The following is an 18,621-nucleotide window of genomic DNA, read 5'->3' as shown; positions in this document are numbered from 1 at the left end:
GCGGCGAAATTTCCCGCCGATCAAGCGTTTGACGGCATGCATCGGAATACCGGGTAAATCTGCCACAGCGCCACGCGAGCCACGAGGGGGAGGGGGCGCTGCCCCCTCTTGGCTGCGCCATTCACCCCCGGGATATTTCCGCCAAGAGGAAGGGCGCGTGGGATTGAACTTCGCCTTGGTCCAAATATCCCGGGGGAGCGCGTCAGCGCGGGGGGCGGAGCCCCCATCGCCGCGATTGCAAGGCGCGCGCGGGCAGGCTAAACGAGCGCGCATGATGAACCGTCCCGCGCTCCCGCCCGAAATCGCCCGTCGCCGCACCTTCGCGATCATCTCGCACCCGGATGCGGGCAAGACCACCTTGACCGAGAAGTTCCTGCTTTTCGGCGGCGCCATCCAGATGGCGGGGCAGGTGCGTGCCAAGGGCGAGGCGCGGCGGACTCGCTCGGACTTCATGAAGCTCGAACAGGATCGCGGGATTTCGGTCTCGGCCTCTGCGATGTCCTTCGAATATCGCGAGTTCCGCTACAACCTCGTCGACACGCCCGGCCACTCGGATTTCTCGGAAGATACTTACCGAACGCTGACGGCGGTGGATGCGGCGATCATGGTGATCGACGGCGCGAAGGGCGTGGAGAGCCAGACACGCAAGCTCTTCGAGGTCTGCCGCCTGCGCGATCTGCCGATCCTGACCTTCTGTAACAAGATGGACCGCGAGAGCCGCGACACGTTCGAGATCATCGACGAGATTCAGGAAAATCTCGCGATCGACGTGGCCCCGGCTTCTTGGCCGATCGGGATGGGCCGCGATTTCCTCGGTTGCTACGACATGCTGCACGACCGGCTGGAACTGATGGATCGCGCCGACCGCAACAAGGTGGCCGAGTCGATTAAGATCAGTGGTTTGGATGATCCCAAGCTGGCCGAACATGTTCCGGCCGATCTGCTTGAGAAACTGAAGGAAGAGGTCGAGATGGCGCGCGAACTGTTGCCCACCTTCGACCGCCAGAGTTTCCTCGAAGGTCACCTGACACCGATCTGGTTCGGCTCGGCGATCAACAGCTTCGGCGTGAAGGAGTTGATGGACGGGATCGGGGAATTCGGACCCGAGCCGGAGGTCTTCAAATCCGCCGAGCGTGACGTGGCGCCCGAGGAGAAGAAGGTCGCGGGTTTCGTCTTCAAGGTGCAGGCGAACATGGACCCCAAGCACCGCGACCGCGTGGCCTTCGTGCGCCTCGTCTCGGGTCATTTCACGCGCGGGCAGAAGCTGCTGCATGTGCGCTCGAAGAAACAGATGGCGGTGTCGAACCCGGTTCTGTTCCTCGCCGCCGACCGCGAACTGGCGGAAGAGGCCTGGGGCGGCGATATCATCGGTATTCCGAACCACGGGCAATTGCGCATCGGCGACGCGCTGACCGAGGGCGAGGCGCTGCGCTTCACCGGCATCCCGAGCTTCGCGCCGGAACTGCTGCAATCCGTGCGTGCGACCGACCCGATGAAGGGCAAGCACCTCGAGAAGGCGTTGATGCAATTCGCCGAAGAGGGCGCGGCCAAGGTGTTCAAGCCCGCGATCGGCTCGGGCTTCATCGTGGGCGTCGTCGGCGCGCTGCAATTCGACGTGCTGGCGAGCCGGATCGAGCTGGAATACGGCATCCCCGTGCGCTTCGAGGCCTCGCAGTTCACCTCCGCTCGCTGGGTGTTGGGCGACAAGGCGGCGGTCGAGAAGCTGGTCAACGCCAACAAGCAGCACATCTCCTATGATCATGACGGCGACGTGGTGTTCCTCACGCGCCTGCAATGGGACATCGACCGGGTCGAGCGCGACTACGAGGGCGTGACGCTCTCGGCGACCAAGGAAATGATGCAATGACAACCCCACTGCCCCCCGAACTCGTCTCGATCCTGTGCAACGAAGCGAGTGCCCCGGAAGACGTGCGCACGGTCGAGGCGCTGGTCGATCTGTGGCTGGCCGACAATGCCGAGGAGCCCGAGGGCGAGGACTTCCCTTGGTCGGTGCTGTGTGTTTTCGAGCTGCGCGAATATCCCGAGGTGCTCTGGACCTTCATCCGCAAGGCGCTGACCGGGGCGACGACGATCTGGCAGGTGGTAATGCTCGCCGCCGGGCCGCTGGAAGATCTGGTCGCGGAGCATGGCGACGAGTTCATCGACCGGATCGAGCGCGAGGCGCGCCATTCCGCGCGGTTCCGCTTTGCGCTGACAGGCGTTTGGCCGCAGCAGGGAGAGGGCAATACCGCGCTCTGGTCGCGTATCGAGAAGGCACGCGCCCCGGCGATGGATACCGGGCTCGACATGGGTGGACCGCTACCGCCGAAATGAGCGCAGGCGCATCGCGCATCAGGTAACGAAAATCACATCTTTGCGCCTGGGCTGTGCATCTGTGCGCGCCACACCTACCTCTGAACAAGGAGGAGATCATGGCGCATGTCTCTCGTCTGCCCGGCAAGGCAATCGCGCGGTTTTTGCAAAAGCAGACCCGCTTCTACCAGCCTTTCGGGGTCATCCCGACCCCTGCCTTGCGCGCGACGCTTCGGCCGGGCGATGTGCTGTTGGTGGAGGGCGACCGGCGGATTTCGGCGGCGATCAAGTATCTTACCCATTCCACTTGGTCCCATGCAGCCTTCTATTCCGGCGGCCCGCCCGGAGGCGAGCTGATCGAGGCGGACCTGGAGGAAGGCGTCAGGATCACCGGGCTTTCGGCCTATGCGCATCTCAACACACGCATCTGTCGGCCCGTCGGGCTTGGCCACGATCAGCTTGAGGTCGTGATTAACTACATGCAAGGCGCGGTCGGGCGGCAGTATGACCTGAGAAACGTGGTCGATCTCGCGCGGTACCTGCTGCCGCGCCCGCCCGTGCCGCATCGGTTCCGGCGGCGGATGCTGGCGCTCGGGTCGGGCGACCCGACGCGGGCGATCTGTTCGACCGTGATCGCCGAGGCGTTTCACGCGGTCCACTACCCGATCCTTCCGGATGTCGTGATGGGCAGCGCCGACAGCCAGGGGGAAATCCTGCATATCCGGCACTCGTCGCTGTTCACGCCGCGCGATTTCGATCTCTCGCCCTATTTCGCCGTGATCAAGCCGACGCTAGAAGGCGGGTTCGATTTTCGCCAATTGCAACTGGCGGAGTGACGCCGGAGGAAGGGCGTCCGGCGGGGATATTTATATCAAGAAGAAGCGAGAATGCGCGTTTCAGATAAGGCGCATCGCCTGCGTCGTTACATCGCGAAGGAGACGCCGCAGCCGCAGGAGCTCGACGCGTTCGGGTTCTCGATCACGAAACGCGCGCCGATCAGTTCTTCGGTGAAGTCGATCGTTGCGTTCTCGAGGAAGGGCAGGGAAACCGGGTCGATCAGCACCTTCTGGCCTGCGCCTTCAAGCACGATGTCGTCGCCCGCAGGCGCCTCTTCGAGCTTGATATCATACTGGAAACCAGAACAGCCGCCGCCCTCGACGGCCACGCGCAGCGCCTGTGGCGCCTCGCGACCTTCATTGATTTCCGCCAGTCGCGCAAAGGCGCGTTCGGTCACTTTCGGAGGGAGTTGCATCGGATTGGCCTTCCTGACCCCTCGGGGCCTGTATTTCCGTCACATCCGAGATATAGGAGGGCCGAAGCGTGCCGACAAGACGAGGTTTTACCAGTGCTCAAGCCCTATGCCTGCCAGCCCGGCGAGAGCCGCGGGCGGCTTCACCCCGAAAGCATGTCCACTTTCCGCTCGCCGTTCCAGCGCGATCGGGACCGGATCATCCATTCTTCGGCCTTCCGACGGCTCAAGCACAAGACGCAGGTTTTCGTCGAACACGAGGGCGATTACTACCGCACGCGCCTGACCCACACCATCGAGGTGGCGCAGGTCGCGCGCACGATTGCAGGGACATTGGGGCTGAACACCGATCTGGCCGAGGCGGTGGCGCTGGCCCATGATCTGGGCCATCCGCCCTTCGGGCATACCGGCGAGGACGCGCTGGCCGAGCTGATGAAGCCCTATGGGGGCTTCGATCACAATGCGCAGGCGCTCCGGATCGTGACCAAGCTGGAGAAGCATTACGCGGGCTTCGATGGGCTGAACCTGACATGGGAGACGCTGGAAGGCATCGCCAAGCACAACGGGCCCGCGATTTCCGACAAGGGCGGTTCGCACAGCTTCCCGAGCCGCGAGGAACTGCCCTATGCGCTGGCCGAGGTCGATGCGGCCTGGGACCTGGAGCTGGAGACCAACGCCAGCGCCGAGGCGCAGGTGGCGGCCGTGGCCGATGACGTGGCTTATAATCACCACGATCTGCACGACGGGCTGCGCGCGGGGCTCTTCGACGAGGACGACCTGTGCGAATTGCCGGTGATCGGGGCCTGTTTCGCCGAGGTCGACAAACTGCATCCCGGTCTCGACCGCACGCGGCGCCAGCACGAGGCGCTGCGCCGGGTCTTCGGCGTGATGGTGGAGGACGTGATCGCGGTGGCCGAGAACCGGTTGACCTCGCTCGGGCCGCAATCGGTCGATGATATCCGGCAGATGGACGGGCCGATCATCCGCTTCTCGAAGCCGCTCTATCAAAGCCTCAAGGTGCTCAAGCAGTTCCTGTTCGAGCGCATGTATCGCGCGCCCTCCGTCGTGGTGGAGCGCAAGCGCGTGACCGAGATGATCAACGCGCTCTTCCCGCTGTTCATGGAACGCCCGGAGCTTTTGCCCGAGGAATGGCAGGAAGAAGTCTCGCGGGCCCGTATCCTCGGCGGCGACTGCACGCGGCCGGAATCGAAGCAGGCTCTCGCGCGGGTCGTGCTCGATTACGTGGCGGGTATGACGGATCGTTTCGCCATCCAGGAATATGATAGGCTGGTCGGGCGCGGGCGCTGAGGCGGAACCACTGGCCCTCCGTCTCGTTGTGCTCGCGAATGCAACGCATAGGAGGGATTCATGATCCGCAAGCACGCATCGGCCCATTGGGAAGGCACCATCAAGGGCGGCAAAGGTACGATTTCGACCGAGAGTGGCGCGCTGAAGGCGCAGCCCTACGGCTTCAATACCCGGTTTGAGGGTGAGCCCGGATCGAACCCGGAAGAGCTGATCGGCGCGGCTCATGCGTCCTGTTTCTCGATGGCGCTGTCGCTTCAGCTCGAAGAGGCGGGCGTCTCGGACGTGGTGATCGACACCAAGGCGGAAATCTCGCTCGACAAGGAAGGCGACGGTTTCGCGGTTAAGAAATCCGCGCTGACCTCGACCGTGAAGGGAACCGGCGACGAGGAGGCGATCCGCAAGGCCGCCGAGGGCGCGAAAGAAGGCTGCCCGATCTCGAAGCTGTTGAATTGCGAGATCACGCTCGACCTGACGATCAACTGATCCGGTCCTGAGCGACCAAAGCAAAAGGGCGCCCGGTGAGGCGCCCTTTTCATGGTTCGGCGGACGTGCTCAGCGCTTGAAGAGGTGCTTCTGCGCGTCATGGCTCGAATTGTCGTTGCGCTTTTCGGCGGCCAGAGCGCGGCCCGCCTTGACGGCGGGGCGCTCGCCTAACTCATCGAGCCAGCGCTTGAGGTTCGGCTTGTCGTCTAGCGTCTGCTCCTGCCCTTCCCAGAGCGAGGCCCAACCCCAGGACGCCATATCCGCGATCGAGTAAAAATCGCCCGCGAGGTAGCGGTTCTCCGCCAGACGACGATCCATCACGCCATAGAGCCGTCCCGTCTCGGCGCGGTAACGGTCCTTGGCATAGGGTAGGTCCTGCGAGGGTTCGAGCTTGGGTGCATATTTCAGGAAGTGGTGCGCCTGACCGGCCATCGGGCCCAGCCCGCCGACCTGCCAAAACAGCCATTCGTCGACCGCGATCCGGTCGCGCTCGGTCTCGCCATAGAATTGGCCGGTCTTGCGGGCGACATATTGCAGGATCGCGCCGCTCTCGAAGATCGAGACGGGTTCGCCATCAGGGCCGTCGCGGTCGATGATCGCGGGCATCCGGTTGTTGGGCGAGATCTTCAGGAACTCTGGCTGGAATTGCTCCCCCTTGCCGATATCGACCAAGTGGGTCTCGTAGGGCAGGCCCATCTCTTCGAGGGCGATGGAAATCTTCCAGCCGTTCGGCGTGGGCCAAAAAAAGAGGTCGATCATGGGGTCTCCGTCGGGTTAGGCGGCAGGGTCCGCTCTACTTTGCCGTGCGCTGGAACGAGGGCAATGCGAAACCCGATGTGCGCGGGCGCGCAAACAGCCGCGACCAGCGGGGATCTTGCGCCTTGGGCAGCGCTTCGGCGAGGAACGGAAGCGGCAGCCGGTCGGGCTGACGCAGCACTTGACGGTAAAGGTCGAACAGCCCCTCGCGCATGTAGCAGGCGAAATGGCAGACGCGTTTTTCGGGGGGGGCGACGGGATAGCCCAGATCGTCGAGCACCTCGATCACCTCGGGCGCGTCGATCTGCAGATCGAGCCAGTTGCGCATGGGCTGCGACAGGCCATTTCCCAAAGACCGCTCGCGCCCGCAGGCTACACCCCACTCGAAGAGGAAGTCGAAAAGGTCGTTGTCGCGGCTCGTGACGTTGAGCACTTCGCAGGTCCGGCCCGCAGGGCTCGCCATCGCTTCCTCGGCGCGATTTTGAAATTCGGCGGCGGCCAGCAGAACCATCCGAGCTACTTGCCCGGCATGGGCGTGGCGGAGCGCCCGCAGGGCGACCCGCGCGCCCATCGAATGGCCGATGATCCCCACGGGACGCCCGGTCGCGGCATTCAGTGCGCCGATCAGGCGGGCAAGGCGCTGGGCGGCGATCTCGGCCATGTCGTAAATCCGGGTCAACCGTCCCGTCGATTGCCAACTGAACGCGATGCCGAGGCCCTCGCCGGGATTGGTCCCGTCGAAGCCAAGCGCACGCGGCCAGCTGATCGCGGTATGCAGATTGAAGGTCGGCTCCATCGCGAAGATGTGCTCGTAGGGATCGCGGCCCTCGACCCCTGCCGCGTAGCCGTAGCCGTGGATCATCACCACGATCGGGGCGCCCTCCGGCAGGGCGCGCGCCTGAGCGAGGACATCGGCGGGCAGCTCGGAGCTGGCATGGACCTTGAGAAGCGGCATTGGGGCCTCGGGGGAGGGGCGCAGGCGCGGGTTGATGTTTTAAATCGAACGCGGTTTTTCGCCCGAAAGTTCCCTTGCCTTCGCGTGAGCGCGCGGAGGCGGGGCATGGAACGCGACGCGCGCCGGGCCTCTTTTGGTGCGAACGGGACATCGCCGCTATGCGTTGACGCTACGCCCCCTGCGCGGTATCGCAGCCCCAAGTCGCGACAGACCGCCGCAGGAGGCACCGATGACCGAGCGCAAGACCCGCACCAAACTCGTCCATGACGGCATTCGCCGCAGCCAGTATGGCGAGATGGCCGAGGCGATGTTTCTGACGCAGGGCTTTGCCTACCCCTCGGCCGAAGCCGCAGAGGCACGGTTCCTCAATGCCTCCGACGACGAGTTCATCTATGCCCGTTACGGCAACCCCACGACGCGGATGTTCGAGGACAGGATGGCGTCGATCGAAGGCACCGAGGACGCCTTCGCCTGCGCCTCCGGCATGGCTGCGATCAACGGCGCGCTGACCTGCCTCGTGAAGGCGGGCGATCACATCGTGGCCGCGCGCCAGATGTTCGGATCCTGCCTGCATGTGCTGAAAGTGCTGCAGGGCTTCGGCGTGGATGTGACGCTGGTCGACGGGACCGATCTCGACGCCTGGCGCGCCGCGATGCGTCCCGAGACGAAGATCTGTTTCTTCGAGAGCGTCTCGAACCCCGGCCTCGAAGTGATGGATGTCGCGGGTATCGTGAAGATCGCTCATGAGGGCGGCGCGACGGTGGTGGTCGACAATGTCTTCGCCTCGCCGATCTTCTCGCGCGCGGTGGAGCTTGGCGCAGATGTGATCGTTTATTCCGCGACCAAGCATATCGATGGCGGCGGGCGCGTACTTGGCGGGGTCGTGCTGGGGTCGAAAGAGTATATCCGTGGCCCGCTGGAAACTTACGTCAAACACACCGGCGGCGCCATGAGCCCGTTCCACGCATGGGTTCTGCTGAGCGGGTTGCAGACGCTCGATCTGCGGGTGCGCGCGCAGGCCGCGAACGCCGCTGCGGTGGCGAGCGCCGTGGCCGGCCATGAGAAACTCGCCCGCACAGTCTATCCCGGTCTGATGGACCATCCACAACATGCATTGGCGATGGAGCAGATGGGCTCGGGCGGAACCATGCTCGCGCTCGACCTGAAGGGCGGCAAGGAGGCGGCGTTCCGCTTCCTCAACGCGCTGCAGATCGTGTCTATCTCGAACAACCTCGGCGACGCGAAATCCATCGCGACCCATCCGGCGACGACGACCCACAAGAATCTGTCTGAAGAGGAGCGGGCGGCGATCGCGATTACCCCCGGTCTGATCCGCGTTTCGATGGGGATCGAGGACGGGGGTGACCTGATCGCCGATATCAAGGAGGCGCTCGACGCCGCCTGATCGGGGTGAACCGATTTCCGCGAACCGGCGTATTGTCTTGGACATCAGCCCCAAAACCCCCATATCTGGCGGGACCGGGCATACCGGAGGACAGGATATGAACGTGCAAGGCAGGATCGAGACCCCCGACGATAACGACGCCCGCGCCGCGCTCGAGGTGCTGCGCGCATGGGCCGCGAAGGCCGATCCGGTCGAGGTGGCGCAGCTTGACCCGGCCATCGCGCGGCTCCTGCCGGACCGCGAGCTCTCGAACTACCCCGATCTGAGCCGCGAATATGACGAGGCTTTCGAAGCCGACGCGGCTTACAAGGCGACGCTGCCCGACCTGCAGAACGGTCCGTCCTCGCTGATCGTGGGTGCCCATACCCGGATCGAACATGTCGGTATCTCGAACTTTCGGCTGCCGGTGCGGTTTCATACCCGCGACAACGGCGATCTGACGCTGGAGGCGTCGGTCACGGGCACGGTGAGCCTCGAGGCGGAGAAGAAGGGCATCAACATGTCCCGCGTGATGCGCAGCTTCTACGCCCATGCGGAGAAGACCTTCTCCTTCGAAGTGATGGAATCCGCGCTCGACGACTACATGGACGATCTCGAAAGCTTCGACGCGCGCCTGATGATGCGCGTCTCCTTCCCGGTAAAGCGGCCGTCGCTGCGTTCGGGGCTGGAGGGCTGGCAGTATTACGACATCGCGCTGGAGCTGATCGAGACGGCTGGTGTGCGCACCAAGGTTATTCACCTCGATTACGTCTATTCCTCCACGTGCCCTTGCTCGCTGGAGCTGTCAGAGCATGCCCGTGCCAGCCGCGGCCAGCTGGCCACGCCGCATTCGCAGCGCTCTGTCGCGCGGATTTCGGCGGTGGTCGAGCCCGGCAACGTTCTCTGGTTCGAGGACATGATCGATCTCGCCCGTGCCGCCGTGCCGACCGAGACGCAGGTGATGGTCAAGCGTGAGGACGAACAAGCTTTCGCCGAATTGAACGCAGCCAACCCGATCTTCGTCGAGGATGCCGTGCGCGCCTTCGCCGAGCGCCTTCTGGCCGAACCGCGCGTCGGTGACTTCCGCATCGTGGCCAGTCATCAGGAAAGCCTGCACAGCCATGACGCCGTGGCCATGCTGACCGAGGGCGAGACCTTCGCATCGGCCAGCGTCGATCCGAAGCTCTTCGCCACACTGATCCATCAGGGCTGAAGACGGGTAGGGACGCTGCCCCAGGGGGCAGGGCGCATCGCTATTGGTGCAGGGGGGGGCTCTGCCCCCGCCCTTCGGGCTCCCGGTGAATATTTTCGCAAGAGCGACGCCGGGCGCAGGGGCGCACGTCAGGCGAACAGATGCTGAACATGCCCCTTTCCCTCAGGGGGCCGAACCGCTAGATTGCCTCCCATGAATTGGGCTGATGACGACGATCCGTATGAAGGGGCTGCGAGCCTGTCGCAACGTGCCATGGCGGGCGCCATGCAAGCGCGCTCGGCGCCGTATCTCGAGAAACTGAACCCCCAACAGCGGCAGGCCGTCGAGACGCTCGACGGGCCGGTGCTGATGCTGGCAGGCGCGGGCACGGGCAAGACCTCGGCGCTGACCGCGCGGATCGCGCATCTGATCCACACCGGCCGGGCACGCCCGAACGAGGTCTTGGCGGTGACCTTCACCAACAAGGCCGCGCGCGAGATGAAAGAGCGTGTGGGGCGCCACCTGGGCGGTGCGATCGAGGGGATGCCGTGGCTCGGCACCTTTCACTCGGTCTGCGTGAAGCTGTTGCGCCGCCATGCCGAGCTGGTGGGGCTCAAGTCGAATTTCACCATTCTTGACACGGACGACCAGATTCGGCTTCTCAAGCAGCTGATCGTCGCCGCGAATATGGACGAGAAACGCTGGCCGGCACGGCAACTGGCGGGGCTGATCGACGGCTGGAAGAACAAGGCGCTGACGCCCGAGAAGGTCTCGGGCCGCGAGACCGCCGCCTTCGACAATCGCGGATCCGAGCTTTACGCCGCCTATCAGGCACGGCTGAAGACGCTCAACGCGGTCGATTTCGGCGATCTGCTGCTGCATATGGTCACGATCTTCCAGACCCAGCCGGACGTATTGGCGCAATATCAACGCTGGTTCCGTTACATCCTCGTCGATGAGTATCAGGACACGAACGTCGCGCAATACCTGTGGCTGCGGCTTCTGGCGCAGGGGCATAAGAACATCTGCTGCGTGGGCGATGACGACCAGTCGATCTATGGCTGGCGCGGCGCCGAGGTCGGCAACATCCTGAAGTTCGAGAAGGATTTCCCGGGCGCGGCGGTGATCCGGCTGGAGCAGAATTACCGCTCTACCGAACATATCCTCTCCGCCGCGTCCGGGCTGATCAAGGCCAATGAGGGCCGTCTGGGCAAGGAGCTCTGGACCGAAGCCGAGGGCGGCGAAAAGGTGCGCCTGATCGGCCATTGGGACGGCGAGGAAGAGGCGCGCTGGATCGGCGAGGAGGTTGAGGCGATTCAGCGCGGCACCCGTGGCAATCCGCCGATCAGTCTGAATTCGCAGGCGATTCTCGTGCGCGCCTCGCATCAGATGCGGGCCTTCGAGGATCGCTTCCTGACCATTGGTTTGCCCTATCGCGTCATCGGCGGCCCGCGCTTCTACGAGCGGCTCGAAATTCGCGACGCGATGGCCTATTTCCGCCTCGTGACCTCGCCCGATGACGATCTGGCTTTCGAGCGGATCATCAACACGCCCAAGCGCGGCCTTGGCGACAAGGCGCAGCAGCGCATTCAGGTGGCTGCGCGCGAGAACGGGCTGAGCCTGCTTGACGGCGCGCGGATGCTGGTGGCCGAGGGTGCGCTTTCGGGCAAGGCGGCCGGGCAGCTGCGGCTCTTCGTCGAGAATGTCGCGCGCTGGCACGAGGAGGTCGTGCAGGCCTCGCCTGCGACCGCCGTGACACGGGCCGAGGATGACGAGCTGCTGATCGAGCCCGCCGAGGATGGTGTGGCGCCCGCAAATGACCTCAGCCATGTGCGTCTGGCCGAACGGATCCTCGAGGAATCCGGCTATGTCGAGATGTGGCAGAACGACAAGACGCCGGAAGCGCCGGGGCGGCTCGAGAACCTCAAGGAACTCGTCAAGGCGTTGGAGCAGTTCGACAATCTGCAGGGCTTCCTCGAACACGTCGCGCTGATCATGGACAATGACAAGGCCGAGACCGAGGAGAAAGTCTCGATCATGACACTGCATGCGGCTAAAGGTCTGGAATTCCCCGTGGTCTTTCTGCCGGGCTGGGAAGACGGACTCTTCCCCTCGCAGCGCTCGATGGACGAGAGCGGATTGAAGGGCCTCGAGGAAGAGCGCCGTCTGGCCTATGTCGGCATCACCCGCGCCGAGGAGCTGTGCACGATTTCCTTCGCTGGAAACCGGCGGGTCTACGGCCAATGGCAAAGCCAGATGCCCTCGCGCTTCATCGACGAACTACCGCCCGCCCATATCGACGTGCTGACCCCTCCGGGTCTCTATGGCGGCGGCATGAACGGGGGCGGCTTTGGTGGCTCCAGCGCGATGGAAGACCGCGTCTCGCGCGCCGATGTCTACAACTCGCCCGGCTGGCGGCGGCTGCAAAATGCGCAATCGCGCGGGGTCAGCCAGCCGCGCGAGGCCCGCCACATGGTGATCGACGCCAAGGGCGAGAGCGATTACGAGATCGGCGACCGGGTCTTCCACAAGAAATTCGGCTATGGCGAGGTAATGGGCTCGGAAGGCGACAAGCTCGTCGTCGAATTCGACAAGGCGGGCGAGAAACGTCTGCTGTCGAGCTTTGTCGTGCCCGCTGCGGATGCCGACGACGTGCCGTTTTAACTCTTCGCCGTGGCTAAAATATCCCCGGCGAACGCCCGAAGCGCAAGCGGAGGGCAGAGAAGAGCGGGGGCAGCGCCCCCTCGCTCCGTCTGGTTTAGCTCACCAGCCCCGGCACAGGCAGCCCGGCCGATTGCCAGAGCAGCACGAAGTTCAGCCCCAGCACCATGAGCGCGCCCAGCACGGCGAGCCAGAGAAGCGGCCCGCGCAGGGCGAACTTGCCCATGAGGTCGCTCCGCCGCGCGAAGATCAGGAGTGCCACCATGGGGACGGGCAGGGCGATCGACAGGACGACCTGGCTCATCACCAGCGCATCGGTCGTGTTCACCCCGAGCCATACTACGATGAAGGCAGGCGCCATCGTGATGACCCGGCGCAGCCAGACCGGGATGCGCCGGCGGATGAAGCCCTGCATGATCATCTGCCCCGCCATCGTACCGACGACCGAAGAGGATACTCCCGAGGCGATCAACGAGGTCAGGAAGGCGGCGGCGGCGAAACCGCCCAAGAGCGGCGTCAGCGTATGATAGGCGCTCTCGATCTCGGCCACTTCGGAATGGCCGCTATGGAAGGCCGAGGCCGCCATGATCACCATTGCCATGTTGACCATCCCCGCAATCGCGAGCGCGATGATCACCTCAAGGTTGGAGAATTTCACTAGCCGTGCCTTCTGCACCGGGTCGGGGGTCAGCGCGCGGTTCTGCGTCAGACCGGAATGCAGGAAGATCGCATGCGGCATAACGGTCGCGCCGATGATGCCCACCGCGATCGTGAGCGCTTTGGCGTCGGGCATCGCGGGTGTGATCAACCCTTGCACGGCCCCGGACCAGTCGACCGGCGCTACGAACATCTCCGCGAGGTAGCACGCCCCGATCAGCGCCACGAGCGCGCCGATCACGATCTCCATCGGGCGGAATCCGCCGCGCTCGAACAGCAAGATCGCATAGGTGACGACGGCGGTGACGCCCATTCCCCAGATCAGCGGCCAGCCGAACAGGAGCGAAAGCCCCAAGGCGCCGCCCAGAAACTCTGCCAGATCGGTGGCCATCGCCGCAATCTCCGAGACGATCCACATCGCGATCGTCACGGGTTTCGAGAAATTCTCGCGCGACAGTTCCGCGAGGTTCTTGCCGGTCACGATGCCGACGCGCGCCGAGATCGCCTGAAACAGCATCGCGATCAGGTTCGCGCCGAGAACGACCCACAAAAGCGCATAGCCGTAGCCCGCGCCCGCTTGGATGTTCGTCGCGTAGTTGCCCGGGTCCATATAGGCGACCGAGGCGATCACCGCCGGCCCGAAGAACAACAGAAACCCGCCGCGCCGGTTGCCCGACAGCACCGCTTCCATGGCCGCGCGGGTGCGGCTGGTCATGTTTTCCTTGCGGATAAGTTCGGTCATGGGGCTCCTCGTGGATACGTCTTCGGCGAAATGTAGCCTTGGCTACAAGATTCGCAAGTGGCTAATTTTCGTTGACAGCTCGACGCGCCTCGCGCGAAGCTTTGCTTGGCATATCGGGCGCGACAGGTTATCCGGTCCGCTCTGGAAATGGCGCCCGACTGGCCCCGACAGGCACTGAGACCGAGACCGTCAAGGCAGGCGAATGACTGACACCGATCCCTCCCAGATCAAGGGGTTCAACCGGGCCCGAGAGCGTGCGGCGCGCGCGCTGCTGGAAGACTATGTCGAGATGATCGCCGATCTGACGGCGGAATTCGGCGAGGCCCGTATCACCGAGATCGCCGCACGACTCGGGGTGGCCCATCCGACCGCGACCAAGGCGGTCGCGCGACTCAAGCGCGAAGGGCTCGCAGTGTCGCGGCCCTATCGCGGGGTGTTTCTGACGGAGACGGGGGAGGCGCTGGCCGCCCAGGTGCGCGAACGCCATCGCACCGTTGTGGCCCTGTTGCGCGCCGTGGGCGTGCCGGAAGAGGTCGCGGAGCTCGATGCCGAAGGGATCGAGCACCATGTCTCGTCCCGTACGCTGGAGGCGTTCGAGGCTTTCCTCGCTTCAAAGGCTGGCAAATAGAGCCGAGAGCCGCTCGGCCTCGCCGACGAGCCCCCAGGGCGGGTTCACGATGAACATGCCAGAGCCGATCATGCCGTGGCCTTCGCGGGCAGGGGGGAAACGTACCTCGTGGCTCAGCGCTTCGGGGAAATCGCGGCGCAGGGTGCGGACCATCGCCTCCTGCGCGCCCGAAGCCAGCATCGGATACCAAAGCGCGATGATGCCGACGTTCCATTTCTTCGCGATATGACCGATCAGCTTTGGCATTGCCGTGTAATCGGCTTTCTCCTCGAAGCTCGGATCGATCAGCATCATCCCGCGGCGCGGGGTGGGGGGCGTCAGCGCCAGCGCCATCTCGCGCCCGTCTGCCTTGTGCAGGACCGCTCCGATGCGTCGTGTTGCGCTTCGCAGGGCGGAAAACTCCTGCGGGTGCAATTCACATAGTTGAATCGTGTCCATCGGGCGCAACAGCGCCTCTGCCACCAATGGCGAGCCCGGATAGGCCTGCGCCCCGTGTTGCGCCCGCACCGCTGCCAGCGCGCGCATGTAGGGATGATCGGGGGCGAACCAGCCCAAGCCTTCCACCCGGGCGATCCCGGCGGCGGCCTCGCCCGTCTTCGCCGCTTCCGCCCCGTCAAGCGCGTAAAGCCCGCGCCCGGCATGGGTTTCGAGGTAGCTCAGCGGCTTGTCCTTGCGCGTGAGGTAATCGAGCGCAGACGCAAGCAGCGCATGCTTGTGCACATCGGCCAGATTTCCGGCGTGATAGGCGTGTTGGTAAGACAGCATCGGTTCGGTCTCCTTGGGCCCTTCCTGCCGGTCAGCGCGCGCGAGGGCAATGCTCTTCTTCTCGGGAGACGTATCCCGGGGGTGCGCGAGGAGTGCGGGGCGGAGCCTCTCCGAAGGTTCATCTGGCAGGGGGACAAAAGAAAACGACGGCGCCCAGGGAGGAGGAGGGGCGCCGCCGTCTCTTTTCTGCCGTCAGGTCTCAGGGAGGAGGAGAGAGACCCTTCGGCACTGTCGACACCGCTTCAGGGAGGAGGAGGAAGCGGCGTCACACCCTCGGGTCCAGGGAGGAGGAGAGGACCCTCGGTATCTGGTTGGCGGCACCCTCAGGGAGGAGGAGGAGGGCGCCGCCGAAACGATTGGCCCAGGGAGGAGGAGAGGGCCTTTCGTATCAAATTGGACCTGCCGGTCCGGATATCAAGTGCTGCACTGCAGCATGCGACAGCCTGTCGCATATTTCCGCCGATGATAGGCGGCGACCTCAGGGAGGAGGAGAGAGGTCGCCGCCTGCTCGGCGCGGATCCCTCAGGGAGGAGGAGGAGAGATCCGGGCAGCTTTGGTCCGGCATCGCGGCGTCTCGCCGCTTGGGGCCGGTATGTCTTGGTGTGGCGGCGCTCTCAGGGAGGAGGAGAGAGAGCGCCGCCCAAGTTCCGAGCCCCAGGGAGGAGGAGAGGGGCTCAGGAAGAGAATTACTTGCCGTATGCGGCCTCATAGGCCACGCGGGTGATCATCGAGCTGTGCAGCCCGAGGTCGTTCAGTTCGCGGCTGCTGAGCGAGCGAAGCTCGTTGAGCGTCTGGCGATACACCTTGCGGCGGGCCAGGGCTTCGAACAGTTTCGATTTCAGTGCGGCGAAGCCGCTGTCGTTCAGTTGGATGTCTTGTGCGAGTGCCATCGTATCAGCCTCATCTATCTACTTGCGAGGGTCGCTGCTGGTTCCAGCTTGTCGACCCATTTCGTTACTTCGTGTTCCGTCGTCGTTGGAGCAAAGATGGCGCTAATGCTGCGGTTGCACAATGCCGGGAAGCCTCAATGCCGCCATGCAGAAAATGCATGAATGATTCTGACCTATTTTCGGGAGAGAGGCGCAAGATATTTGCGCTCCTCTCGCGGAGCATGGGGGATTCCTGACCGTATGGGCAGTTCTCGACTTGAACTGCGCGGCAAAAACGCCACAGTTCCGGCCAAATCACGAGTATGCGGGCGGATAATGGACCCGGGAATGGAGGAATCTGCATGGCTCTGAGCAAGGAAACGGTTCTTGCGACGTTGCAAACGGTGGAAGTGCCGGGCGGCGGGACCGCTGTGAGCCGCGATCTCGTGCGCGCGCTCGCGGTGCAAGACGGCGTGGTGCGCTTCGTGCTCGAAGGCGCGCCGCAACCCGAACTGGAGGCGATGCGCCCCACGCTGGAGGCGGCGATCAAGGCGCTCCCAGAGGTGACGAGCGTGACGGTCGTCGTGCCTTCGGGCCCTCCGCGCGGCCTCGGCGGCACGGCGCAACAGTCGCAACAGCGTGGTCCCGCGATCGGAGGGCATCCCAAGCCCCAGCAGGGGCCGCAAAAGGTGCCGGGTGTGAAGAAGATCATCGCCGTGGGGTCGGGCAAGGGGGGCGTGGGCAAATCTACCGTCGCCTCTAACCTCGCCGTGGCGCTGACGCGCGCGGGCAAGCGGGTTGGGCTGCTGGATGCCGATATCTATGGTCCCTCGCTGCCGCGCATGATGGGGGCGAGCAAGCGGCCGGCCTCGCCGGATGGCCAGACGATCCTGCCGTTGCAGGCGCATGGCGTCACGCTGATGTCGGTCGGCCTCATGCTGAAAGAGAGCGAAGCGGTGATCTGGCGCGGCCCGATGCTGATGGGTGCGATGCAGCAGATGCTGTTCCAGGTGAAATGGGACGAATATGGTCCGCTCGACGTGCTTTTGATCGATCTGCCGCCGGGGACGGGGGATGTGCAGCTCACGCTGTGTCAGAAAACCGAGCTGGACGGGGCGATCATCGTCTCGACCCCGCAGGACGTGGCACTCCTCGATGCGAAGAAGGCGATCGACATGTTCCAGCGGCTGAAGACGCCGATCCATGGGCTGGTCGAGAATATGTCCTCTTACGTCTGTCCGAATTGTGGCCACGAGGCGCATCTCTTTGGTCATGGCGGCGTCGCAGCGGAGGCGAAATCGCTGGGGTTGCCGTTCCTCGGTGCGCTGCCCGTTGACCTGGACGTGCGGCTCGCGGGTGACGCGGGCACCCCGGTCGCCGCGAGCGAGGGGCCGGCAGCCGAAGGCTACGCCACTCTTGCGCGTGGGCTGATCGACCGCGATCTGATCTGATCTGGCGGCGAAGGTTGCTCTGGGAAAGGCGTCCTCAACGGACGCCTTTTTCATGTTCGCGGGAAGGTCATGGGAAATCATGGCACCTTCCATGGAACTTCACGAGGGCGTAGAGAGCGCGTGAGCCGGGATTCGCAGAGATCTTGGTGGAATCACGGCGTATTCACATCGGCTCGCGCAAAATCACGCCGCGGTGAGCGCGGAAAATGGTGCCTCAGGTGGCTCCAATTGCGGCTTAAAAATCACAGGTTCCATCTCGATTGAAATTTTTTGGGATTTCATGGGAAAGCTTGGTCTGCGTTCACAGCTACCAGATATGGTAAATTTTTTCTTCATAATGCCTAGGGATATGCGATAAGGCGCGCAGGGCCTTGGGGCGGGGTGCTGCTGCGGACAAGATCTGCCCAATCTTCGGCAAATTTTTTCTTGCGTGCCATGAATTCCCGTGGCATCCCTAATTCATCGGAAGCGAATGCAAATAGAGGCGCCAAGACCTCACGGCGAAAAGCAGGTTTCATACAGGCCATCGCTTCACGAAAACAAAGAGATCCGGCGCGCGAGCGAGCAGACATCCCATCCCCCCAGGTGGCGCGTGCAGTCGGACATACCCAGTGATGGGAACGAGGGCGGCGGATTGGGCAGTGGCAGCAGCCCAATCCGCCGTTTTCATTCCGGGCCCGGCCCGGCGGGACAGGTGATAGGAGCGCGCTTTGGCGGGCATGTTCATAGGCGAATACACCTTCAAGGTGGACAGTAAGGGTCGCGTGTCGATCCCCGCGCTGTTTCGTCGTGAGCTCGAAGAGGGTGACCCCGAGCGCCCGAACAAAGATCGCCCCCGGATGGTCATCGTCTACGGTGCCGATACTCAGAAAATGCTTCAGATCTACACGCAGGCCGCTTTCGAGGCGCTGGCTGCCGATATCGCGGCGCTGCCGCGCGGCTCGAAGCAGCGCACGATCCTCCAGCGGATGGTTCTGTCCAAATCGCATCCGACCGAAGTCGATCCCGACGGCCGCCTCGTTCTCCCGGCGGCCTTGCGTACGAAGATCGGTCTCGACAAGGAGGCCTATTTCTCCGGCGTAGGCGAGACCTTCGAAATCTGGAACCCCGAGACCTTCGCCGCTGCCGATGAAGCCAATATCGATCAGTGGATCGAAGAGCAGGGCGAAGATTTCGACCCTCTCAGCCTTTTGTCGCAGGGGTGAGCC

At 63.9% G+C, this 18,621-nt stretch carries 17 protein-coding genes; 11 read left to right on the top strand and 6 right to left on the bottom strand.

Features of this window, described 5'->3' with window-relative positions:
- Nucleotides 1–271 precede the first annotated feature (271 nt).
- The 3 genes from B6V75_RS05275 to B6V75_RS05265 all read left to right on the top strand — a co-directional run bounded on the left by B6V75_RS05275 (nt 272) and on the right by B6V75_RS05265 (nt 3,149).
- Nucleotides 272–1,867, top strand: a complete 1,596-nt coding sequence (locus B6V75_RS05275) for a peptide chain release factor 3 (RefSeq protein ID WP_075774413.1) — start codon at nt 272–274, stop codon at nt 1,865–1,867.
- Nucleotides 1,864–2,334, top strand: coding sequence for a DUF6869 domain-containing protein (locus tag B6V75_RS05270; RefSeq protein ID WP_075774414.1), 471 nt, complete (start codon nt 1,864–1,866; stop codon nt 2,332–2,334). The genes B6V75_RS05275 and B6V75_RS05270 overlap by 4 nt, the downstream gene beginning before the upstream one ends.
- A gap of 98 nt (nt 2,335–2,432) precedes the next feature.
- Nucleotides 2,433–3,149 carry a lipo-like protein gene (locus B6V75_RS05265; protein WP_088718941.1) on the top strand — a complete coding sequence of 239 codons (717 nt, stop codon included), beginning with the start codon at nt 2,433–2,435 and terminating at the stop codon, nt 3,147–3,149.
- Between the two features lie 86 nt (nt 3,150–3,235).
- Here B6V75_RS05265 and B6V75_RS05260 read toward each other — a convergent pair whose 3' ends face one another.
- Complete coding sequence (locus B6V75_RS05260) at nt 3,236–3,565, bottom strand: iron-sulfur cluster assembly accessory protein (protein ID WP_075774416.1); 330 nt, start codon at nt 3,563–3,565, stop codon at nt 3,236–3,238.
- A gap of 93 nt (nt 3,566–3,658) precedes the next feature.
- On the opposite strand from B6V75_RS05260, the gene B6V75_RS05255 reads away from it, so the two are divergent.
- Both B6V75_RS05255 and B6V75_RS05250 read left to right on the top strand, forming a co-directional pair.
- Nucleotides 3,659–4,870 carry a deoxyguanosinetriphosphate triphosphohydrolase gene (locus B6V75_RS05255; RefSeq protein WP_075774417.1) on the top strand — a complete coding sequence of 404 codons (1,212 nt, stop codon included), beginning with the start codon at nt 3,659–3,661 and terminating at the stop codon, nt 4,868–4,870.
- A 60-nt stretch (nt 4,871–4,930) separates the two neighbouring features.
- Nucleotides 4,931–5,353, top strand: coding sequence for an OsmC family protein (locus tag B6V75_RS05250; protein WP_075774418.1), 423 nt, complete (start codon nt 4,931–4,933; stop codon nt 5,351–5,353).
- A gap of 69 nt (nt 5,354–5,422) precedes the next feature.
- On the opposite strand, the gene B6V75_RS05245 is transcribed toward B6V75_RS05250, so the two are convergent.
- Together B6V75_RS05245 and B6V75_RS05240 are read right to left on the bottom strand one after the other, a co-directional pair.
- The gene (locus B6V75_RS05245; protein ID WP_088718940.1) at nt 5,423–6,112 is read right to left on the bottom strand and encodes a glutathione S-transferase N-terminal domain-containing protein; all 690 of its coding nucleotides are present in this window, start codon (nt 6,110–6,112) and stop codon (nt 5,423–5,425) included.
- A 34-nt stretch (nt 6,113–6,146) separates the two neighbouring features.
- On the bottom strand, nt 6,147–7,064 hold the full coding sequence (locus B6V75_RS05240; RefSeq protein ID WP_075774420.1) for an alpha/beta fold hydrolase: 918 nt from the start codon (nt 7,062–7,064) through the stop codon (nt 6,147–6,149).
- A gap of 229 nt (nt 7,065–7,293) precedes the next feature.
- Between B6V75_RS05240 and metZ the strand changes: the two genes are divergently transcribed.
- The 3 genes from metZ to B6V75_RS05225 all read left to right on the top strand — a co-directional run bounded on the left by metZ (nt 7,294) and on the right by B6V75_RS05225 (nt 12,304).
- Nucleotides 7,294–8,469, top strand: coding sequence for an O-succinylhomoserine sulfhydrylase (gene metZ / locus B6V75_RS05235; RefSeq protein WP_088718939.1), 1,176 nt, complete (start codon nt 7,294–7,296; stop codon nt 8,467–8,469).
- A gap of 97 nt (nt 8,470–8,566) precedes the next feature.
- Entirely contained in the window at nt 8,567–9,661 is a 1,095-nt protein-coding gene (gene folE2 / locus B6V75_RS05230; protein WP_088718938.1) for a GTP cyclohydrolase FolE2, read from the top strand.
- Nucleotides 9,662–9,853: 192 nt separating this feature from the next.
- The gene (locus B6V75_RS05225; protein WP_088718937.1) at nt 9,854–12,304 is read left to right on the top strand and encodes a UvrD-helicase domain-containing protein; all 2,451 of its coding nucleotides are present in this window, start codon (nt 9,854–9,856) and stop codon (nt 12,302–12,304) included.
- Nucleotides 12,305–12,398: 94 nt separating this feature from the next.
- On the opposite strand, the gene B6V75_RS05220 is transcribed toward B6V75_RS05225, so the two are convergent.
- Nucleotides 12,399–13,700 carry an Nramp family divalent metal transporter gene (locus tag B6V75_RS05220; protein WP_088718936.1) on the bottom strand — a complete coding sequence of 434 codons (1,302 nt, stop codon included), beginning with the start codon at nt 13,698–13,700 and terminating at the stop codon, nt 12,399–12,401.
- A gap of 202 nt (nt 13,701–13,902) precedes the next feature.
- Here B6V75_RS05220 and mntR point away from each other — a divergent pair, with 202 nt between their 5' ends.
- Nucleotides 13,903–14,328, top strand: a complete 426-nt coding sequence (mntR, locus tag B6V75_RS05215) for a manganese-binding transcriptional regulator MntR (RefSeq protein ID WP_075774425.1) — start codon at nt 13,903–13,905, stop codon at nt 14,326–14,328.
- Here mntR and rlmJ read toward each other — a convergent pair.
- Both rlmJ and B6V75_RS05205 read right to left on the bottom strand, forming a co-directional pair.
- A complete protein-coding gene (gene rlmJ, locus B6V75_RS05210) occupies nt 14,311–15,093 on the bottom strand; it encodes a 23S rRNA (adenine(2030)-N(6))-methyltransferase RlmJ (RefSeq protein WP_088718935.1) in 783 nt (260 codons plus the stop codon). The two genes, mntR and rlmJ, sit on opposite strands and share 18 nt — an antisense overlap.
- Nucleotides 15,094–15,779: 686 nt before the next feature.
- The gene (locus B6V75_RS05205) at nt 15,780–15,983 is read right to left on the bottom strand and encodes a DUF1127 domain-containing protein (RefSeq protein WP_088718934.1); all 204 of its coding nucleotides are present in this window, start codon (nt 15,981–15,983) and stop codon (nt 15,780–15,782) included.
- A 341-nt stretch (nt 15,984–16,324) separates the two neighbouring features.
- On the opposite strand from B6V75_RS05205, the gene B6V75_RS05200 reads away from it, so the two are divergent.
- Both B6V75_RS05200 and mraZ read left to right on the top strand, forming a co-directional pair.
- Complete coding sequence (locus tag B6V75_RS05200; RefSeq protein ID WP_088718933.1) at nt 16,325–17,413, top strand: Mrp/NBP35 family ATP-binding protein; 1,089 nt, start codon at nt 16,325–16,327, stop codon at nt 17,411–17,413.
- A gap of 719 nt (nt 17,414–18,132) precedes the next feature.
- Nucleotides 18,133–18,618, top strand: a complete 486-nt coding sequence (gene mraZ, locus B6V75_RS05195; protein ID WP_078520010.1) for a division/cell wall cluster transcriptional repressor MraZ — start codon at nt 18,133–18,135, stop codon at nt 18,616–18,618.
- The last annotated feature ends 3 nt before the right edge of the window (nt 18,619–18,621 follow it).

This window comes from Thioclava sp. F1Mire-8, from assembly GCF_002213165.1.
Classification (GTDB): domain Bacteria; phylum Pseudomonadota; class Alphaproteobacteria; order Rhodobacterales; family Rhodobacteraceae; genus Thioclava; species Thioclava nitratireducens.
This window is presented reverse-complemented; position numbering and strand designations above follow the sequence as displayed.

Excerpts from the sequence above, each read along its gene's own strand:
- B6V75_RS05275 (WP_075774413.1), top strand. The coding sequence starts at position 272 with ATGATGAACCGTCCCGCGCTCCCGCCCGAAATCGCCCGTCGCCGCACC.
- B6V75_RS05270 (WP_075774414.1), top strand. The coding sequence starts at position 1,864 with ATGACAACCCCACTGCCCCCCGAACTCGTCTCGATCCTGTGCAACGAA.
- B6V75_RS05265 (WP_088718941.1), top strand. The coding sequence starts at position 2,433 with ATGGCGCATGTCTCTCGTCTGCCCGGCAAGGCAATCGCGCGGTTTTTG.
- B6V75_RS05260 (WP_075774416.1), bottom strand. The coding sequence starts at position 3,565 with ATGCAACTCCCTCCGAAAGTGACCGAACGCGCCTTTGCGCGACTGGCG.
- B6V75_RS05250 (WP_075774418.1), top strand. The coding sequence starts at position 4,931 with ATGATCCGCAAGCACGCATCGGCCCATTGGGAAGGCACCATCAAGGGC.
- B6V75_RS05245 (WP_088718940.1), bottom strand. The coding sequence starts at position 6,112 with ATGATCGACCTCTTTTTTTGGCCCACGCCGAACGGCTGGAAGATTTCC.
- B6V75_RS05240 (WP_075774420.1), bottom strand. The coding sequence starts at position 7,064 with ATGCCGCTTCTCAAGGTCCATGCCAGCTCCGAGCTGCCCGCCGATGTC.
- metZ (WP_088718939.1), top strand. The coding sequence starts at position 7,294 with ATGACCGAGCGCAAGACCCGCACCAAACTCGTCCATGACGGCATTCGC.
- folE2 (WP_088718938.1), top strand. The coding sequence starts at position 8,567 with ATGAACGTGCAAGGCAGGATCGAGACCCCCGACGATAACGACGCCCGC.
- B6V75_RS05225 (WP_088718937.1), top strand. The coding sequence starts at position 9,854 with ATGAATTGGGCTGATGACGACGATCCGTATGAAGGGGCTGCGAGCCTG.
- B6V75_RS05220 (WP_088718936.1), bottom strand. The coding sequence starts at position 13,700 with ATGACCGAACTTATCCGCAAGGAAAACATGACCAGCCGCACCCGCGCG.
- mntR (WP_075774425.1), top strand. The coding sequence starts at position 13,903 with ATGACTGACACCGATCCCTCCCAGATCAAGGGGTTCAACCGGGCCCGA.
- rlmJ (WP_088718935.1), bottom strand. The coding sequence starts at position 15,093 with ATGCTGTCTTACCAACACGCCTATCACGCCGGAAATCTGGCCGATGTG.
- B6V75_RS05205 (WP_088718934.1), bottom strand. The coding sequence starts at position 15,983 with ATGGCACTCGCACAAGACATCCAACTGAACGACAGCGGCTTCGCCGCA.
- B6V75_RS05200 (WP_088718933.1), top strand. The coding sequence starts at position 16,325 with ATGGCTCTGAGCAAGGAAACGGTTCTTGCGACGTTGCAAACGGTGGAA.
- mraZ (WP_078520010.1), top strand. The coding sequence starts at position 18,133 with ATGTTCATAGGCGAATACACCTTCAAGGTGGACAGTAAGGGTCGCGTG.